This is a genomic window from Rheinheimera pacifica, from assembly GCF_900108485.1.
Classification (GTDB): Bacteria; Pseudomonadota; Gammaproteobacteria; order Enterobacterales; family Alteromonadaceae; genus Alishewanella; species Alishewanella pacifica.
The window spans coordinates 44,099-61,570 of sequence record NZ_FNXF01000007.1 but is presented as its reverse complement, the minus strand read 5'-3'; the positions used below and the strand labels follow the sequence as shown (position 1 = coordinate 61,570).

The 17,472-nt window shown below is 50.0% G+C and carries 14 protein-coding genes; 12 read left to right on the top strand and 2 right to left on the bottom strand.

Annotation, left to right across the window (positions count from 1 at the left end; genetic code table 11):
* Positions 1–134: 134 nt before the first annotated feature.
* From lepA to acpS, 7 genes are read left to right on the top strand one after another with little or no spacing between them, the layout of a single operon-like run.
* On the top strand, positions 135–1,934 hold the full coding sequence (gene lepA / locus BLW68_RS10725) for a translation elongation factor 4 (RefSeq protein WP_092793337.1): 1,800 nt from the start codon (positions 135–137) through the stop codon (positions 1,932–1,934).
* A gap of 13 nt (positions 1,935–1,947) precedes the next feature.
* A complete protein-coding gene (gene lepB, locus BLW68_RS10720; RefSeq protein ID WP_092793122.1) occupies positions 1,948–2,871 on the top strand; it encodes a signal peptidase I in 924 nt (307 codons plus the stop codon).
* A 28-nt stretch (positions 2,872–2,899) separates the two neighbouring features.
* A complete protein-coding gene (gene rnc / locus BLW68_RS10715) occupies positions 2,900–3,574 on the top strand; it encodes a ribonuclease III (protein WP_092793120.1) in 675 nt (224 codons plus the stop codon).
* Positions 3,564–4,472 carry a GTPase Era gene (era, locus tag BLW68_RS10710; protein WP_092793117.1) on the top strand — a complete coding sequence of 303 codons (909 nt, stop codon included), beginning with the start codon at positions 3,564–3,566 and terminating at the stop codon, positions 4,470–4,472. Before rnc ends, era begins: the two co-directional genes overlap by 11 nt.
* 6 nt (positions 4,473–4,478) lie before the next feature.
* Positions 4,479–5,162, top strand: a complete 684-nt coding sequence (gene recO / locus BLW68_RS10705; RefSeq protein WP_092793115.1) for a DNA repair protein RecO — start codon at positions 4,479–4,481, stop codon at positions 5,160–5,162.
* 29 nt (positions 5,163–5,191) lie between these two features.
* Positions 5,192–5,926 (top strand): pyridoxine 5'-phosphate synthase, encoded by a 735-nt coding sequence (pdxJ, locus tag BLW68_RS10700; RefSeq protein WP_092793113.1) that lies wholly within the window; start codon positions 5,192–5,194, stop codon positions 5,924–5,926.
* Positions 5,927–6,322: a holo-ACP synthase gene (acpS, locus tag BLW68_RS10695; RefSeq protein ID WP_092793112.1), complete on the top strand. Its 396-nt coding sequence runs from the start codon at positions 5,927–5,929 to the stop codon at positions 6,320–6,322.
* A 5-nt stretch (positions 6,323–6,327) separates the two neighbouring features.
* Here acpS and barA read toward each other — a convergent pair whose 3' ends face one another.
* The gene (gene barA / locus BLW68_RS10690; RefSeq protein WP_092793111.1) at positions 6,328–9,039 is read right to left on the bottom strand and encodes a two-component sensor histidine kinase BarA; all 2,712 of its coding nucleotides are present in this window, start codon (positions 9,037–9,039) and stop codon (positions 6,328–6,330) included.
* Positions 9,040–9,120: 81 nt separating this feature from the next.
* Between barA and rlmD the strand changes: the two genes are divergently transcribed.
* Genes rlmD through mazG form a run of 3 tightly spaced genes read left to right on the top strand, consistent with a single transcriptional unit; the run spans position 9,121 to position 13,477 of the window.
* Complete coding sequence (gene rlmD, locus BLW68_RS10685) at positions 9,121–10,443, top strand: 23S rRNA (uracil(1939)-C(5))-methyltransferase RlmD (RefSeq protein WP_092793110.1); 1,323 nt, start codon at positions 9,121–9,123, stop codon at positions 10,441–10,443.
* A 20-nt stretch (positions 10,444–10,463) separates the two neighbouring features.
* Entirely contained in the window at positions 10,464–12,656 is a 2,193-nt protein-coding gene (relA, locus tag BLW68_RS10680; protein WP_092793109.1) for a GTP diphosphokinase, read from the top strand.
* Between the two features lie 32 nt (positions 12,657–12,688).
* The gene (gene mazG, locus BLW68_RS10675; RefSeq protein WP_092793108.1) at positions 12,689–13,477 is read left to right on the top strand and encodes a nucleoside triphosphate pyrophosphohydrolase; all 789 of its coding nucleotides are present in this window, start codon (positions 12,689–12,691) and stop codon (positions 13,475–13,477) included.
* A 61-nt stretch (positions 13,478–13,538) separates the two neighbouring features.
* Here the strand turns inward: mazG and BLW68_RS10670 are convergent, their stop codons facing one another.
* Positions 13,539–13,904 (bottom strand): HPF/RaiA family ribosome-associated protein, encoded by a 366-nt coding sequence (locus tag BLW68_RS10670; protein WP_092793107.1) that lies wholly within the window; start codon positions 13,902–13,904, stop codon positions 13,539–13,541.
* A 539-nt stretch (positions 13,905–14,443) separates the two neighbouring features.
* Here BLW68_RS10670 and BLW68_RS10665 point away from each other — a divergent pair.
* Positions 14,444–16,081, top strand: a complete 1,638-nt coding sequence (locus BLW68_RS10665) for a CTP synthase (RefSeq protein ID WP_092793106.1) — start codon at positions 14,444–14,446, stop codon at positions 16,079–16,081.
* Between the two features lie 60 nt (positions 16,082–16,141).
* A complete protein-coding gene (gene eno / locus BLW68_RS10660) occupies positions 16,142–17,434 on the top strand; it encodes a phosphopyruvate hydratase (RefSeq protein WP_092793105.1) in 1,293 nt (430 codons plus the stop codon).
* The last annotated feature ends 38 nt before the right edge of the window (positions 17,435–17,472 follow it).

The following is a 17,472-nucleotide window of genomic DNA, read 5'->3' as shown; positions in this document are numbered from 1 at the left end:
ACACATAGCAAGCTGCCGCCGGATAGAGTACAATTCGCGCTAATTTTCGGAATAACCCGCGTCAGCGCAGGAGGTTGCGACTTGTCGTTATCGAGTTTGCTGCTTTGCGTTACGCCCACAGTTTTGCGGACAACATGCCTAAACTAAATCACATCAGAAACTTTTCTATTATTGCCCATATCGACCATGGTAAATCTACGCTGTCTGATCGTTTAATCCAGTACTGTGGCGGTTTATCTGATCGTGAAATGCAGCAACAGGTGCTGGATTCGATGGATCTCGAGCGTGAGCGCGGTATTACCATTAAAGCTCAGAGCGTTACGCTGTATTACCCGGCTGATGATGGCAACACCTACCAGTTAAACTTTATCGATACGCCTGGCCACGTTGACTTTACTTATGAAGTAAGCCGGTCACTGGCGGCCTGTGAAGGCGCATTACTGGTAGTAGACGCCGGCCAGGGCGTAGAAGCGCAAACGGTGGCAAATTGCTACACCGCGCTGGAAATGAATTTAGAAGTATTACCGGTACTGAATAAAATTGACTTGCCGCAGGCAGATCCAGACCGGGTAGCAGAAGAAATTGAAGATATTATCGGTATTGAAGCCATTGGGGCGGTGCAGTGTTCTGCCAAAACCGGCCTTGGCATAAAAGATGTGCTGGAAACTATCGTTAAGAAAATACCGCCACCGGAAGGTGAACCCGAGCAGCCAACCCAGGCGCTGATTATTGACTCCTGGTTTGATGCTTATCAGGGTGTGGTATCACTGGTACGGGTAAAACACGGCAGCATTAAAGCCAAAGATAAAATTAAAGTGATGTCTACCGGCCAAAGCTACGAAGTAGACAAAGTAGGCGTATTCAGCCCTAAAGCCACTAACACCGGCGAGTTAAAAACCGGTGAGGTAGGCTTTGTTATTGCCGGTATTAAAGAGATTAAAGGTGCGCCGGTAGGCGATACCTTAACCCTGGCAAAAAACAGTGCTGAAAAACCGCTGCCGGGTTTTAAACGTATTAAGCCGCAGGTTTATGCCGGGGTGTTCCCGGTGTCCAGTGACGATTACGAAGATTTCCGCGATGCGCTGGCCAAACTTAGCCTGAACGATTCGTCGCTGTTTTATGAGCCGGAAAACTCTGGCGCACTGGGCTTTGGTTTCCGCATTGGTTTCCTTGGCATGCTGCACATGGAAATTATTCAGGAACGCTTAGAGCGTGAGTACGACCTGGACCTTATCACCACAGCCCCTACCGTAGTGTACGAAGTGCTGAAAAAGAACGGTGAAACCGTGCTGGTAGACAACCCCAGTGCGTTACCAGCGGTAAACGATATTGATGAAATTCGCGAACCTATAGTAGAAGCGCATATTCTGGTGCCGCAAGAATACCTGGGTAACGTTATTACTCTGTGTATTGAAAAGCGCGGTGTACAAGTTAGCATGAGCTACCATGGCCGCCAGGTGGCGGTGGTGTACGAGCTGCCAATGGCTGAAGTCGTGATGGACTTCTTTGACAGGTTAAAATCAACCAGCCGTGGTTATGCTTCACTGGATTACAGCTTTAAGCGCTTCCAAACCTCGAACATGCAGCGGGTGGATATTTTGATCAACGGCGAGCGTGTAGATGCGCTGGCTATTATCAGCCACATCGATTTTGCCCAGGGCCGTGGCCGGCAACTGGCAGAAAAGTTAAAAGAGCTGATCCCGCGGCAGATGTTCGATATCGCTATTCAGGCGGCAATTGGTAACCATGTTATTGCCCGCACCACCATTAAGCAGATGCGTAAAAACGTATTGGCAAAATGCTATGGTGGTGACATCAGCCGGAAGAAAAAACTGCTGCAAAAGCAAAAAGAAGGTAAAAAACGCATGAAGCAGGTAGGTAATGTGGAAGTTCCACAGGAAGCCTTCCTCGCCATTCTGAAAGTGGGTAAATAAATAAGGGATTTACATGGCAGGTTATTTTGCAATCTTCCTGGTGTTATTGACACTGGCCAGTGGTTTAATCTGGTTACTGGATGCTTTGGTGCTGGCGCCAAAGCGTCAGCAAAAACTGGTTAACGCTCAAACCGCAGCTGGCGGTGAGTTGCCGCTTGAAGCCGGTGAAGAGCTACTCAAAGAGCCGCAACTGGTAGAAACAGCAAAATCTATTTTTCCTGTTATTGCCCTGATCACTATTTTCCGCTCTTTTATTTATGAGCCGTTTCAGATCCCGTCAGGCTCGATGATGCCAACCTTGCTGGTAGGTGACTTTATTCTGGTAGAGAAATTCTCTTACGATGTAAAAGACCCGGTATGGCGCAAAACGTTATACAGCAATAATAAGCCTCAGCGTGGCGATGTGGCGGTGTTTAAATACCCCGAGCAACCCACCATAGACTATATTAAACGGGTTATTGGCGTGCCGGGCGACAGAGTTATTTATCGCAATAAACAACTGTTTATTGAAAAAGCCTGTACCGGTGCAGAGCAGGCCGATTGTGGCAAGCTGGAAATGGTAGAGCTGAACCTGAAAAATGAGGGTGAGTTTTACCATGATCAAAGCCCGCAACGCCGTTACACCGAACAGCTTGGCAAAGTCACGCACGATATTCTGCAAACACCGGCACGGCGCGAGCATACCGAGTTTTTCTTTAAACAGCGCGGCACCGCAATTGACGAATTCGTAGTACCGGAAGGCCATTATTTTGTGCTGGGAGATAACCGCGATAACAGCCGTGACGGCCGTTTTTGGGGCTTTGTACCAGAGCATAACATGGTAGGCAAAGCGGTATTTATCTGGATGAGTTTTGAATTTAATGAAGACCCCAACAGCTGGTTACCGGGTTGGGTGCCAACGGGTGTGCGTTTTGACCGGCTTGGGCCTATTCACTAAGCCGTACAGGTAGCACTAAGAGACAAGCATGCAAAAATCGTTAACACCGCTGATGGCCCGTTTGGGCTATCAGTTTCAACAACCGGCGCTGCTGGAACAAGCATTAACCCACCGCAGCTGCAAAGGCCAGCACAATGAACGGCTGGAGTTTCTTGGTGACGCAATACTAAGCTTAGTGATTGCCGAAACCTTATACGATAACTTCCCCAAAGCACGCGAAGGCGATTTGACCCGCATGCGCGCCGCGCTGGTCAAGGGCGTCACGCTGGCTGAAATTGCGCAGGAGCTGCGGTTATCAGACCATTTGCGGCTTGGGCCGGGTGAGCTTAAAAGTGGTGGTTTTCGCCGCGAATCTATTTTAGCAGACACCGTTGAAGCTATTTTGGGCGCTATTTACCTCGATGCCGGTATGGCTGCCTGCAAAGAGCGCATTCTGCTGTGGTTTGGTTCGCGGCTTGACACTATTACACCAGGTGAGCAGAAAGACTCTAAAACTCTGTTGCAGGAATACCTGCAAGGGCTACGCTTAGCGTTACCGCTATACGATGTAATAGCAACCGCTGGCGAAGCGCATCAGCAAACCTTTACCGTGCGCTGCACCATAGCCGGCATGGCACCTTTTACCGCTACCGGCAGTTCACGCCGTAAGGCAGAGCAAGACGCCGCTCATATGGCGCTGGAAAAAATCAAGCATGACAGATAACACTCAAACGCCAACCTATGCTGCTTTGGTGGCGATTGTGGGCCGGCCTAATGTGGGTAAATCGACATTACTAAACAAGCTGGTAGGGCAAAAAGTAAGTATTACCTCAAAAAAGCCACAAACCACCCGCCATCGTATTGTGGGTATTGATACCCGTGACAATTACCAGACGGTGTATGTAGACACCCCGGGCCTGCACAGCGAAGAGAAACGCGCTATTAACCGGCTGATGAACAAGGCCGCCGCCAGCTCTATTTTGGATGTGGAGTTTGTGCTGTTTGTGGTGGAAGGCACCCGCTGGACCGACGATGATCAGATGGTGTTAAACCGGCTGATTGCGTCGAAAAAGCCGGTGATCCTGGTAGTAAATAAAGTTGATTTGTACCGCGATAAAGACACCCTGTTGCCACATTTACAATGGCTGGGCGCGCAACTGAACTTTGTTGACGTAGTGCCACTGTCGGCAGAAACCGGCGACAACGTTGAGGCGCTACGGGCCGTGGTACAACAGCATTTACCGCCATGTGAATTTTTCTTCCCGGATGATTATGTTACTGACCGCTCTATGCGGTTTATGGCAGCAGAAATTGTGCGGGAAAAACTGATGCGCTTCTTAGGCGACGAGTTACCTTACTCGGTGACAGTAGAAATTGAGCGCTTTAAGTGGGAAGAAAAGCACTATCACATAGCGGCGTTGGTGCTGGTAGAGCGCGAAAGCCAAAAGCGTATGGTTATTGGTAATAAAGGCGAACGGATAAAAACCATTGCCACTGAGGCCCGTATCGATATGGCTGCCATGCTGGAGCAGCCGGTATTTTTACAGGTATGGGTTAAAGTGAAATCTGGCTGGGCTGATGATGAGCGGGCCTTGCGTAGCCTGGGTTACGGCGAAGATTAAAGCGTTATGCACGCTGAGCTTTGGCCTGCTTTTATTTTGCACAGCCGCCAGTTTGGTGAAGACAAGCTGATTTTGCAGTTGTTGCTGCCAGAGCAAGGCCGTGTTTCTGCAGTGGTACGTAAACGACAAGGTAAGCAGCGCCTGGCATTACAGCCGTTTCAACAGTTTATGTTGCAGCTTAGCGGCCGCACTGAGCTAAAAACGGTAAAAAGCATAGATGAAGCCGCTGCCGCTTTTTTATTTAGCGGCAAGGTGCTATACAGCGGCATTTACCTCAATGAACTGGTATGCCGTTTGTGGCCGGATAACCTGGCGGCTGAGCAACTGTTTAATGTTTATCAGCACAGCCTGCAACAGCTTATGCTGGTGCAGCAGGGCAGCGCCGAGCTTGAACCCTGTTTACGTGAATTTGAATTTGCGCTGCTAACTGAGCTTGGCCAGCCGATAGACTGGCAGCAAGATGCGGATGGCAATCCACTGGAGGCAGCTTTGTGTTATCAGTGGCAACATGAGCAAGGTTTTGTGGTGGCGGCAAATGGCTTTAAAGCACAGCATTTATTAAATATTGGCAATGGCCAGTGGCAAAGCGCTGATACCCGGCGCTGTGCCAAACAGTTAAGCCGGCAAATTCTGGCACCTTTGCTTGGCAGTAAACCGCTGGCCAGCAGAGCGCTGTTTGAAGGCGGCTAATTTTTTATTTTTATCGTCCGGAGTCTGCTATGCATAACCCTGTTTTTCTTGGTGTAAATATTGACCACGTAGCCACGTTGCGTCAGGCCCGTGGCACCTATTACCCGGAGCCGGTGCATGCCGCCTTAATGGCAGAGCAGGCCGGTGCCGATGGCATTACTGTGCACCTGCGCGAAGATCGGCGGCATATTATTGACCGCGATGTGTTTGTACTGCGCCAAACCATTGCCACCCGGCTGAATTTTGAAATGGCGGTGACCGAGGAAATGTTAGCTATCGCTACTGAACTTAAGCCTCACTTTGCCTGTTTTGTGCCGGAAAAGCGCCAGGAGTTGACTACTGAAGGCGGGCTTGAAGTAGCGGGCCAGTTAGGCCGTATTACTGAAGCGGTTAGCCGGATGCATCAGCAGGATATTCTGGTGTCATTGTTTATTGATGCTGATCATCGTCAGATTGAAGCTGCCGCCAAAGCAGGTGCGCCTTATATTGAAATTCATACCGGCAAATATGCAGAAACCAAAGATGCCGCAGTGCAGGCTGCAGAGCTTGCGCGTATTCGTGAAGCGGCTGAGTTTGCTTCATCTTTAGGTTTAATTGTTAATGCCGGCCATGGTTTGCATTACCATAACGTACAGCCTATTGCGGCGATACCGCAAATGCATGAGCTGAACATTGGCCATGCCATTGTGGCCCGTGCAGTGTTCAGTGGCCTGGATGCTGCGGTGCGCGAAATGAAACGTTTAATGGTTGAGGCCCGCCGCTAAATGGCAATTGTTGGCCTGGGTACTGATATAGTTGAAATTGCCCGTATCGAGCAAAGCCTGGCCCGCAGCCCGGCACTGGTAAAGCGGGTACTGACAACAGACGAGCAGGCTATTTATGCCGGGTTGGCGGATAACCATCCGGCCAATGCTGCGCGTTATTTTGCCAAGCGCTTTGCCGCCAAAGAAGCTGCCGCCAAAGCGCTGGGTACCGGTATTGGCCGCGGAGTGTCGTTTCAGCATATCAGTATCAGCAATAATGCCGATGGTGCACCTAAACTGGCATTAACAGGTTATGCCAGCGAACTGGCTGCCACTATGGGTGTCAGCCATATCTGGTTATCTATTACCGATGAGCAGGCCTATGCCGCGGCAACCGTTATTCTGGAGCGGCAATAGCGCTATTACCAGTCAGGCCATTGCTGGCTTTCCTGCCACAGCGCCTGTAGTACGTCATCCAGTTCAAGCAACTCGGGTTCCAGTTCAGCCAGGCTTTTACCTTGCTTTAGCTGGGTTTCCAGCAGCTCAGCCAGGTTTTTTAGTCGTGGCACGCCGGTATAGCAGCATGCACCATGCAGTTTATGTACCTGTTGCAATACCTGGTTTTCATCATGTATCGTCAGTGCCTGCTGCAGTGCGTTGCGGGTTGGCGTAATGCTGGCTATCAGCATTTGCAACATCTCTTTCATTAAGTCGTGCTTGCCTGCTGCCCGTTCTATAGCGGTGGGCCAGTGTATCAGTTTGCTGTCAGGCCAAGCCGGTGTGGTGTGTAGTAAACGGCTGGCCGGGCAAAACTCCTGCAAGCTGCAGTGCAGCATGGTTTCATCCAGCGGTTTACTTAAAAATTCGTCAAAACCCAGTGTTAGTAAGCGGTCACGTTCGCCATCAGCGGCCTGTGCTGTCACGGCAATTACTGGTGTATGTTCGTTCAGCGAGCTTTGCCGGATGCGCTGGCAGGCAGTTACGCCATCCATTACCGGCATATTAATATCCATAAAAATAATATCGTAGGCATGCTGGGTGGCTTTGTGCCAGGCTTCGGCTCCGTCGCGGGCAGAATCAATATGATCGACCTGCTCAGCCAACAGGGTATTAATTAACTTCAGGTTGGCGTCGTTATCGTCTACGGTAAGCACTTTTAGGCTGACCTTTTTCTGTCTTGTTTGCGGTAATACCGTGCTGTATTGCTGCAAATAAGGCTGGGCCAGTGTCAGCGCCAGCTTGCGGATATGTGGTGGTTTAGACAAACAGGCATTTGCGCCTGAGCTAAGCAGCGTTTCGCGCAGGTGCGGTGACAGGGTATTAACCAGCAAATAAGTATTATCGCACTGGGGTTTTACCTGCTGGATCAGGTCCAGCACCTGATTCACCTGATTAATGGCAATAGTGCGGCCAATCAGGCCGATATCATAATGTTGCTGATGCGCCAGTGCTTGTTGCAGCTGGCCTTTGGTAGCGCAGGTGGTAACCTGCAACCCCCAGTGGTGTAGCAGGCTTAACGTGGCTTCACGTGAATGCTGCTGGGGTTCGAAATACAGCAGTTGTTTATTGTCCAGTACGTCCAGTGGCAGGCTGTCGGCAACCGACAAATGATGGCGCTGGCATTTAAGGGTAAACCAGAAGGTTGAGCCTTCGGCCTGTTTGCTTTCAAAGCCCAGGTTCCCGCCCATGGCCTGCACCAACCGCTGCGAGATCATCAGGCCCAGGCCTGAGCCGCTTTGGTGGCTGCGTGGATCTTTGCTGGTAAACCCCTGAAACAAGAGTTGTTGTTGCTCGGTGCTGATGCCGCGCCCGGTGTCCTGCACGGAGCAATGCAGAATAAGCTGGTCTTCATTGAGTAAGGTACCCGACACGCGAATCACAATACTGCCGTGATCGGTAAATTTAATAGCGTTCCCTGCGATGTTCATCAGTACCTGTACAAAACGTCCCGGATCTGCAATTAAATCGTCCGGGCAGTCTGGTTCAATCATCAGCACCAGCTCCAGATGCTTATCGAACGCATTGGCCGCCAGTAATTCAGTAGCGTCGTTCAGCACATCACGCAGTGAAAATGGCTCCGGATTAACAGATAAACGGCCTTCTTCCAGCTTGGAGAAGTCCAGCACGTCATTGACCAGATGCAGTAAACTATTGGCTGACTTTTGGATAGTGGTCAGGTAATCGTGCTGGCTGCTGGACAATTGGGTTTTCAGTAACTGACGGGTAAAACCAATAACCCCGTTTAGAGGCGTACGTAGTTCATGGCTCATTTTGGCTAAAAACTCAGATTTTTGCCGGTTTTCTTCCTGTGCTTTGCGTTTGGCAAAATCAAGCTGAATATTCTGTACTTCCAGTTGTTCCATACTTTGTTGCAAATCGCTGGTAACCTGCTCAATTTGCTGCTGCATATCCTGTTCCTGGCTGGCCAGAAAATTACCTAACTGGTTTAAACCCTGTTGCAGCTGGGCCAGCTCCTGTACCATAGCCATGCCACGCGGCGCGGTATTGCCACTGAGCAGTTGTTGCAAATGTGCCTGTAACTGACGCACGGGCCGGTGAATACAACGCAGTAAATACAATACCGGTATAGCCGCCAGCAGCAGACATGCCAGCAGCATCAGCAAAGCATTAAAGCGTACAGCCTGTTGTTGTAACTGCAACTGAGATTGCTGCAGCTGCACCAGCAGATAAGCGCTATCACGCGGTTGCCCCGGCAGGGTGCCTATGGCTAAAGGCTGGTATAGCAATAAACTGCTGCCATCAGATATCACCATATCAGTGTTGTTAAGCAAGGTTGGTGCTGCCAGCAATTGGTCCTTACTAAAATGCTGTGGATTGGTGCTGAAAATCAGTTCGTTGTCGCGGTTGATCAGGCTGATATTGCTAATCAGCGGGGAGTTTAGCCTGTGGCTGTTGTCCAGTAATTGTTGTAATGCCGCGGTGTTGCCACGGCTGAGTAAGTCATGGCTGCTAATAGCCAGTGGCAGGGCGATATGCCTGGCACGGTCTGTTAAAGAAAGTGCTAACTCATGATAGCGAACATAGCTAAAATAGCTGACGCAGAATACACTTACCAGTACAGCTGGCAGCAAACTGCAAAGCAGTAACCAGGAACGTAAACCTATTTTCGTCATCTATGCAGGCTGTTTAGTAAAGACTCTTGCTGCGATAATGACATAAGACGTTGCGCTTGCCTATAACCCGATAGAGAACCCATGCTTAACGTATATAAAGCCAAACCTAAAGCCAGTTTACTGGGCAAAACCTTTACCTTTCACATAGATGACAGCGATTATGAGGTACATGGCATCAGCAAGCATGAGCAAAAAATTGCTTTTGTCAGTGCTGCGCTACCGGGTGAAAAAGTACAGGCCAGGGTATTGGAAGATAAAGCCGGTTTTCTTAAAGCCAGTACAGTGAAAGTACTGCAGGCCTCAGCACTACGCATTACGCCGCCATGCCGTTTTGCGGTGCAATGTGGCGGGTGTCAGTTGCAGCATATCAGTATTAACAATCAGCGCGAGTTAAAACAGCAGGGTATTGATAAGCTTATTCGCCATCAAACCGGTTTGGTTAATCTGCCGTGGCAGCCTATGTTAACAGCAGCTGACAGCGGTTATCGCCGCCGCGCCCGCATTGGCATCTGGTATGACAAAAAACAGCGCCGTCTTAGCGTAGGCTTTCGCCAAAGTGCCGATAAGCAGATTGTGGCAGTAGATAACTGTATGGTGTTGTCACCAATGCTGGCGCCGGTATTTAAAGTATTAAATCAGGTGTTGAGCCAGCTTAAAGATCCCACTGCGATAACTCACGCCGAGGTGCTTGAAGCTGGCGGTAATGCTTTTGTGATACTGCGGCATATCAAGGCACTTACGGATGCCGAGCAACAGTTGTTTATTAATGCCTGGCCAGAGGCCGTTTGGCTGGGGGAAGCTGAGCCGGGGGCATTCAACTATTGGCAGCAGCCTGTGGTGCCGCAATATCAGTTGACCGAGCAACAGCTTAGCCTGCAATTTGCACCGGATGATTTTATTCAGGTAAATGCTGCACTAAATCAGCAAATGGTAACGCAAGCGCTGAACTGGCTGAATATCTCTGCCAATGACACTGTGCTGGACTTATATTCCGGTATTGGTAATTTTACTCTGGCACTGGCGCAGCGTGCCAAAACAGTGCGCGCAATAGAAGGTGTTGCCAAAATGGTGCAACAACTGGCAACCAATGCTAAGTTAAACGGTCTTAGCAACGTAGAAGCGTACCAGGCCGATTTACACCTGGCCTGGCCAAAAGCGCAGTGGAACAGGCCTGTGTATAACAAAGTATTGCTGGATCCGGCCAGAGCCGGTGCCCAGGGTGCCACAGAGCAGATAGTAAAGCTAAAACCGGCACAGATATTGTACGTGTCGTGCAATGCCGCCACCTTCGCCCGTGATGCCAGAGTATTGCTGCAAGGCGGCTACAAGCTGGATAAAATAGGTGGTGTTGATATGTTTGCGCATACCAGCCATCTTGAATTAATGGCGTTGTTCAGCCGGTAGTAAAAAAGAGGGAACAGCACATGGTTAGGGTTCGCCAGTCGCACAGCACTGATTATAACAGTGGTGAAACGCTGGAATGGTTATGCTCACTAGGGCTGACTGAGAAGAAAATCAGCAGCTTAATGACAGCTGCCGAATGGCTGAAGCAGCATCAGTTGGTAGAACCTATACTGGCTGTTCGCACCGGCTGGGAGATGGTAGAAATTCTGGCAGAGCTGCGCATGGACAGCGACTCTTTGCTGGCAGCTTTATTATTTCCGTTACTGGAGGCCGGGCTGGTCAGCCTTGAACAGCTGGAACCGGCATTTCCGTCTAATGTATTAACCATGCTGCGTGCAGTGCAGCAGATGGAGGCTATCCGTAGCATTCCTACCGGGCCTAATCAGAGTGTTAACCCGCAACAAGCCGATAATCTGCGCCGTATGTTGCTGGCAATGGTTGAAGATGTACGCGCGGTAGTCATTAAGTTGGCGGCGCAAATTTGTTACCTGCGTGAAGTAAAAAACGCCGACGAAGAAACCCGGGTACTGGCAGCCAAAGAAACCAATGCGATTTTCGCCCCGCTGGCCAACCGTTTAGGGATCGGCCAGATCAAATGGGAGCTGGAAGATTTCGCGTTTCGGTATTTGCATCCGCAATTGTACAAACAAATTGCCAGCTTGCTGGAAGAAAAGCGCCTTGACCGCGAACAGTATATGCAGGATTTTGTTGCTGCTGTGCGGCAGAAAATGGCAGATGCCAATCTGGCTGTAGAAGTGTACGGCCGGCCCAAACACATTTTCAGTATCTGGAAAAAGATGCAGAAAAAACAGCTGGCCTTTGACCAGCTATATGATATCCGCGCGGTACGTATTGTTACTGACAGAGTGCAGGATTGCTACGGTGCGCTGGGTATAGTGCATACCAGCTGGCGGCATTTGCCAAAAGAATTTGATGATTATATTGCCACGCCAAAACAAAACGGCTATCAGTCGATCCATACCGTAGTGCTGGGGCCGCAGGGCCGGGCGGTGGAAATACAGATCCGTACGCGGCAGATGCACGAAGATTCAGAGCTTGGCGTAGCGGCACACTGGCGCTACAAAGAAGGCGCGGTGAACGCCAAAGATGGCGCCAATGATGAGAAAATCGGCTGGCTGCGCAAATTACTGCAATGGCAGGAAGATGTGGTCGACAGCAGCGATTTAGCCGAAGAGCTGCGCAATCAGGTGATTGAAGATCGCGTCTATGTTTTTACCCCCAAAGGCGATATTGTCGATTTACCGATGGGCTCCACGCCGCTGGATTTTGCTTATTATGTGCATTCTAATGTAGGCCACCGCTGTATTGGTGCCAAGGTGTCCGGCCGTATTGTGCCTTTTACCTACCAGATGAAAACCGGCGATCAGGTAGAAATTCTTACCGGCCGTGAACCTAACCCCAGCCGCGACTGGTTAAACCCGCATTTGGGTTATTTAAAATCCAGCCGCGCCCGGTCAAAAGTGCAGTACTGGTTTCGCCTGCAAGACCGCGATAAAAACCTTGCCGCCGGCAAAGAGCTGCTTGATACCGAACTAACACGGCTGAATCTTGTGATGGAGTACCCGGCCAAAGTACTGACCCGGTTTAACGTCAACAGTATGGACGAGCTGTTGGTAGGCATTGGCGGTGGCGAAATTAAAGTCACCCAGGTAGTGCACTTTATTCAAAGCCAGTATGTAAAAGAAGAACCGGAAATTGATCCGCGCTTAATTACCAAACCGTTGCCTTCTACCAAAGCAAAAAGCGATGTAGTGGTGCAGGGGGTGGGTAACCTGCTGACGCATATGGCCGGTTGTTGCCATCCGCTGCCGGGCGATGCCATTATCGGCTATATAACGCAGGGCCGCGGTATCGCTATTCACCGCGACGATTGCGACCAGTTTAAAACCCTGCAGGACAGCCACCCAGAGCGGGTGGTAGATGCCACCTGGGGCGATAAATACGCCTCAGGCTATGAGGTGGATATCCGTATCGTGGCGCACGATCGCAACGGCTTACTACGCGATATCACCAGCATTTTGGCCAATGAAAAAGCCAACGTGACCAAAATGAGCAGCAGCTCGGATATTAAAGCGCAAACCGCGGTAATTAATATGACGATGGAGCTGTATAATCTCGACTCGCTGAATAAGTTATTAAGCAAAATCAGCCAGATAGATGATGTGGTAGAAGCCAAGCGCTTCCATCATTAATCCGTAGCAGTAAAAAATATAAAGAGATTAGCGTGTCAGATAATATAACCCGGTTATTAAGCATTATGAGCCGCTTGCGCGACCCGCAAAGCGGCTGCCCGTGGGATTTAAAACAAAGCTACGCCACTATAGTGCCGTACACCCTGGAAGAGGCTTACGAAGTGGCCGATGCCATAGCGCGTGAGAGCTTTGACGAGTTAAAAGATGAACTGGGCGATTTACTGTTTCAGGTGGTGTTTTACGCTCAAATGGCCAAAGAGGAAGGCCGCTTTGAATTTGATGATTGCGTCGCGGCGATTTGCGACAAACTGGAGCGGCGCCATCCGCATGTATTTGGCAACCCGGGGGCGGATGCTACTGATACCCTCAATGCAGACAAAGTGCTGCAAAACTGGGAAGCGCTAAAAAGTAATGAGCGTAAAGATAGCGGCCTGCATAGCGTGCTGGACAATATTCCGCAGGCAATGCCAGCGTTAAGCCGGGCTTACAAGCTGCAAAAACGCTGTGCGAATGTCGGTTTTGACTGGCCCGATGTTGAAGGCTGCTGGGATAAAGTAAAAGAAGAAATTCTTGAAGTAGAGCAAACCCAAGCCGGTAGCGCTGAGCTTAGCGAAGAGCTGGGCGATTTAATGTTCGCGCTGGTTAACGTGGTGCGTAAACATAAACTTGACCCCGAAGCGGTACTGCGCGCCGCCAACAGTAAATTTGAAACACGTTTTCGTGCAGTAGAACAGGCATTAGCCGCAGAAGGCAAAACACCGCAGCAATCTAACCTGGATGAAATGGAAGCGCTGTGGCAGCTGGTGAAGAAAAAGGCATAGTAATAACTAATAGCAAAAGGGCGCCGCTGACAGCAAAATGCGGCGCCCCACTTTAATTTAATTAACTGACTTCGTCAGGCTCGACAAAATCCGGGCTGGCGCTACGAACATGTTTATCGCGTAATTTACCCACTACAGAGCTGAGCTTACGTTGCAGTTTGTCTGCGGCGCCGCTAACCGCCTGGCCAACAGTAGCCGCATGCTCAGTAATCGCTACCGGATCCAGCCCTTCTGGGCGTGCTTCAAGTAAACACCGTTTATCGTTGCCGTCATGCTTGGTGTTGCCGTTTTCATCACTTAAATGCACTTCAATCCTGGTTACGTGCTCGGCAAAGCGGCTGAGTTTGTTGTGTAATGTATCGCGGACAAACTCAGCAAGGCGCTCGTCGGCCTGGATATGACGGTCTGTATTAATTTGAATTTGCATAGGCTACTCCTGTTGTTGACTCTGTGGCGGGATACATAACTTACAGACCCCGCCGGCGTCGAATGGTTTCCATCTGCTACTACTTATCTGGAGACTGTGAGCGGCACACTCAAGGGGAGGAGGCTAAAAATTTCTGTTGCAAGGCAATTGTTGGTTGAATGCAAATACAGTGAGAATCGGCTTGCTCTAAACCAACCGTTGCAGGCCAGGATGTGCTGACAAATTCGTCCGGAACGAATTTGAACAGCAAAGCTGGTCCGCAGGATAAACTTCATGGATGAAGTTTATAATCGAGCCCCCAGGGACGGGTTCACGGCGTGTTGGTGTGAGCAAACCGGTTCGTATCGGAGAAAGATAACTGACTAAATCACGTTAGCCAGCAGCTTTACGTTGAGTGCCGATGCGCGCTTTGCTATACTTTCCTCCCGTCCTGATACCAATTCTTGAACAGCCGTTGTACCCCAGTGTTTATGCACCGGGCGCTTGGTGTTTTTCTGTTTTGGTATTCATCTATTGATTAACATTGTCTCAGGGGTCTCATGACTACAAGATATATCTTTGTGACGGGTGGCGTGGTTTCCTCCTTAGGTAAAGGCATTGCTGCGGCATCACTGGCAGCTATTCTGGAAGCGCGTGGCCTTAAGGTCACCATCCTCAAACTTGACCCCTACATTAACGTTGACCCGGGCACTATGAGCCCTATTCAGCACGGCGAAGTGTTTGTTACCGAGGACGGTGCCGAAACCGACCTTGACCTTGGCCACTACGAGCGCTTTATCCGCACCAAGATGACCAAGCGCAATAACTTTACCCAGGGCCGTATTTATGCCGACGTATTGCGCCGCGAGCGCCGTGGCGATTACCTGGGGGCCACTATTCAGGTTATTCCGCACATTACTAACGAAATTAAAAGCCGCGTAGTCGCCGGTGCGGAAGGCTACGATATTGCTATCGTTGAAATTGGCGGTACTGTTGGTGATATTGAATCGCTGCCGTTTTTAGAAGCTATTCGCCAGTTAGGTACTGAAGTGGGCCGCGAGCGCACTCTGTATATGCACCTGACGCTGGTGCCATACCTGGGCACCGCCGGTGAGATAAAAACCAAACCCACCCAGCATTCGGTAAAAGAGCTGCGCTCTATCGGTATTCAGCCGGATATTCTGGTGTGCCGTTCAGACCGTGCTATTCCATCCAACGAGCGCGCCAAAATAGCGCTGTTTACCAATGTCGAAGAAAAAGCAGTTATCTCGTTAAAAGACGTTTCCAGTATTTACCAAATCCCGGCGCTGTTGAAATCACAAGGCCTGGACGATTTGGTTTGCCGCCGTTTCTATATTGAAGCGCCGGAAGCCGACCTGGTTGAGTGGGAACAGGTGCTGTACCAGGAGTCAAACCCAACCGGCGAGATAACCATTGGTATGGTAGGCAAGTATGTTGAATTGCCGGATGCGTATAAATCGGTTAACGAAGCACTGGGCCACGCCGGCTTGAAAAACCGTGTTAGCGTGCATATTAAATATATCGACTCGCAAGATGTTGAAAGTAAAGGTGTTGGCATTTTAGCCGGGCTGGACGGCATTTTAGTGCCGGGTGGTTTTGGCGAGCGTGGCGTTGAAGGTAAGATTCTGGCAGCGCAATATGCCCGCGAACATAAAGTGCCATATCTGGGTATCTGTTTAGGTATGCAGGTGGCACTGATTGAATTTGCCCGTAACGTAGTAGGCATGAGCCATGCGCATTCGACTGAATTTAACAAAGATACACCTTACCCGGTAGTGGGTTTAATTACCGAATGGCGCGATGCCGACGGCTCAGTGGAAACCCGCTCAGATAAATCTGATTTGGGTGGCACTATGCGCCTTGGCAGCCAGAACTGTAACCTCGTTGATAATACCAAAGCCCGTGAAATTTATGGCAAAGCGGTTATTCAGGAGCGGCACCGTCACCGCTATGAAGTGAATAACAACTTACGGCCACAATTAGAAGAGGCAGGATTAGTGGTATCGGGTTTATCGGCCGACAACCAGCTGGTTGAGATGATAGAAATACCGTCACACCCGTTTTTTGTGGCCGGGCAATTCCACCCGGAATTTAATTCGACACCACGAGATGGTCATCCGTTGTTTCAGGCCTTTGTCGCCGCGGCGTACAAAGCGCAGAAGCAGCAACGCGTATAACTTGTGCTAAGCCGTGTCAGTTAACACGGCTTTTTCGTTTTAGAACAGGGGACTTAAAGCATGTCTGAGATCGTAAAAATTATCGCCCGCGAAATTATGGATTCACGCGGCAACCCAACAGTAGAAGCTGATGTGTACTTAGCCAGCGGCGCTATGGGCCGTGGTTGCGCCCCGTCTGGTGCCTCTACCGGTTCACGCGAAGCGTTAGAATTGCGCGACGGCGATAAAAGCCGTTACCTGGGTAAAGGCGTGACTAAAGCCGTAGCCAATATTGACGGCGCCATTCAGGCGGCGTTAAAAGGCAAAAATGCTTATAACCAGGCCGAGATCGACCAGATTATGATCGATTTAGATGGCACTGAAACCAAAAGCAAGCTGGGCGCCAATGCTATTCTGGCGGTGTCATTAGCGGTAGCCCGCGCGGCCGCTGCGGATAAAAAAATCCCGTTGTACCAGCATATTGCCGATTTAAACGGCACCTCTGGTGTATACAGCATGCCGCTGCCGATGATGAATATTATCAACGGTGGCGAGCACGCTGATAACAACGTGGATATTCAGGAGTTTATGGTACAGCCGGTGGGCGCCAAAACCTTTGCTGAAGCACTGCGCATGGGCGCCGAGGTTTTCCACAGCCTGAAAAAAGAGCTGCAAAAGCGCGGCTTAAATACGGCAGTGGGTGATGAAGGCGGTTTTGCGCCGGATTTAAAATCAAACGAAGAAGCGCTGTCGGTTATTGTTGAAGCAGTAAAAGCTGCTGGCTACCAGATGGGTAAAGACATCACCTTAGCGCTGGACTGTGCCGCCTCTGAGTTTTACAAAGACGGCAAGTACGTACTAAGCGGCGAGAATAAGAGCTTTGATTCTTACGGCTTTAACGACTATTTAGCCGGCTTAAGCCAACGTTATCCTATCCTGTCCATCGAAGATGGTCTGGATGAGAGCGACTGGGATGGCTGGAAAGACTTAACCAATAAAATCGGCAGCAAAGTGCAGCTGGTAGGTGATGATTTATTTGTTACCAATACCAAAATTTTAACCCGTGGTATTGAGCAGGGCATTGGTAACTCTATCCTGATCAAGTTTAACCAGATTGGTTCGTTAACCGAAACTCTGGCAGCGATTAAAATGGCCAAAGACGCTGGCTTCACTGCCGTTATTTCACACCGCAGTGGCGAAACCGAAGATGCTTTTATTGCCGATTTAGCCGTAGGTACCGCTGCTGGCCAAATCAAAACCGGCTCGCTGAGCCGCTCGGATCGGGTATCTAAGTACAACCAGTTACTGCGTATTGAGCAAGAGCTGGGTAGCAAAGCGCCGTATAAAGGCCGCAGTGAAATTAAAGGTCAGTAATTACTGACTGTCATATAAAACAAAGCCACCGCGAGGTG

Excerpts from the sequence above, each read along its gene's own strand:
- lepA (WP_092793337.1), top strand. The coding sequence starts at position 135 with ATGCCTAAACTAAATCACATCAGAAACTTTTCTATTATTGCCCATATC.
- lepB (WP_092793122.1), top strand. The coding sequence starts at position 1,948 with ATGGCAGGTTATTTTGCAATCTTCCTGGTGTTATTGACACTGGCCAGT.
- rnc (WP_092793120.1), top strand. The coding sequence starts at position 2,900 with ATGCAAAAATCGTTAACACCGCTGATGGCCCGTTTGGGCTATCAGTTT.
- era (WP_092793117.1), top strand. The coding sequence starts at position 3,564 with ATGACAGATAACACTCAAACGCCAACCTATGCTGCTTTGGTGGCGATT.
- recO (WP_092793115.1), top strand. The coding sequence starts at position 4,479 with ATGCACGCTGAGCTTTGGCCTGCTTTTATTTTGCACAGCCGCCAGTTT.
- pdxJ (WP_092793113.1), top strand. The coding sequence starts at position 5,192 with ATGCATAACCCTGTTTTTCTTGGTGTAAATATTGACCACGTAGCCACG.
- acpS (WP_092793112.1), top strand. The coding sequence starts at position 5,927 with ATGGCAATTGTTGGCCTGGGTACTGATATAGTTGAAATTGCCCGTATC.
- barA (WP_092793111.1), bottom strand. The coding sequence starts at position 9,039 with ATGACGAAAATAGGTTTACGTTCCTGGTTACTGCTTTGCAGTTTGCTG.
- rlmD (WP_092793110.1), top strand. The coding sequence starts at position 9,121 with ATGCTTAACGTATATAAAGCCAAACCTAAAGCCAGTTTACTGGGCAAA.
- relA (WP_092793109.1), top strand. The coding sequence starts at position 10,464 with ATGGTTAGGGTTCGCCAGTCGCACAGCACTGATTATAACAGTGGTGAA.
- BLW68_RS10670 (WP_092793107.1), bottom strand. The coding sequence starts at position 13,904 with ATGCAAATTCAAATTAATACAGACCGTCATATCCAGGCCGACGAGCGC.
- BLW68_RS10665 (WP_092793106.1), top strand. The coding sequence starts at position 14,444 with ATGACTACAAGATATATCTTTGTGACGGGTGGCGTGGTTTCCTCCTTA.
- eno (WP_092793105.1), top strand. The coding sequence starts at position 16,142 with ATGTCTGAGATCGTAAAAATTATCGCCCGCGAAATTATGGATTCACGC.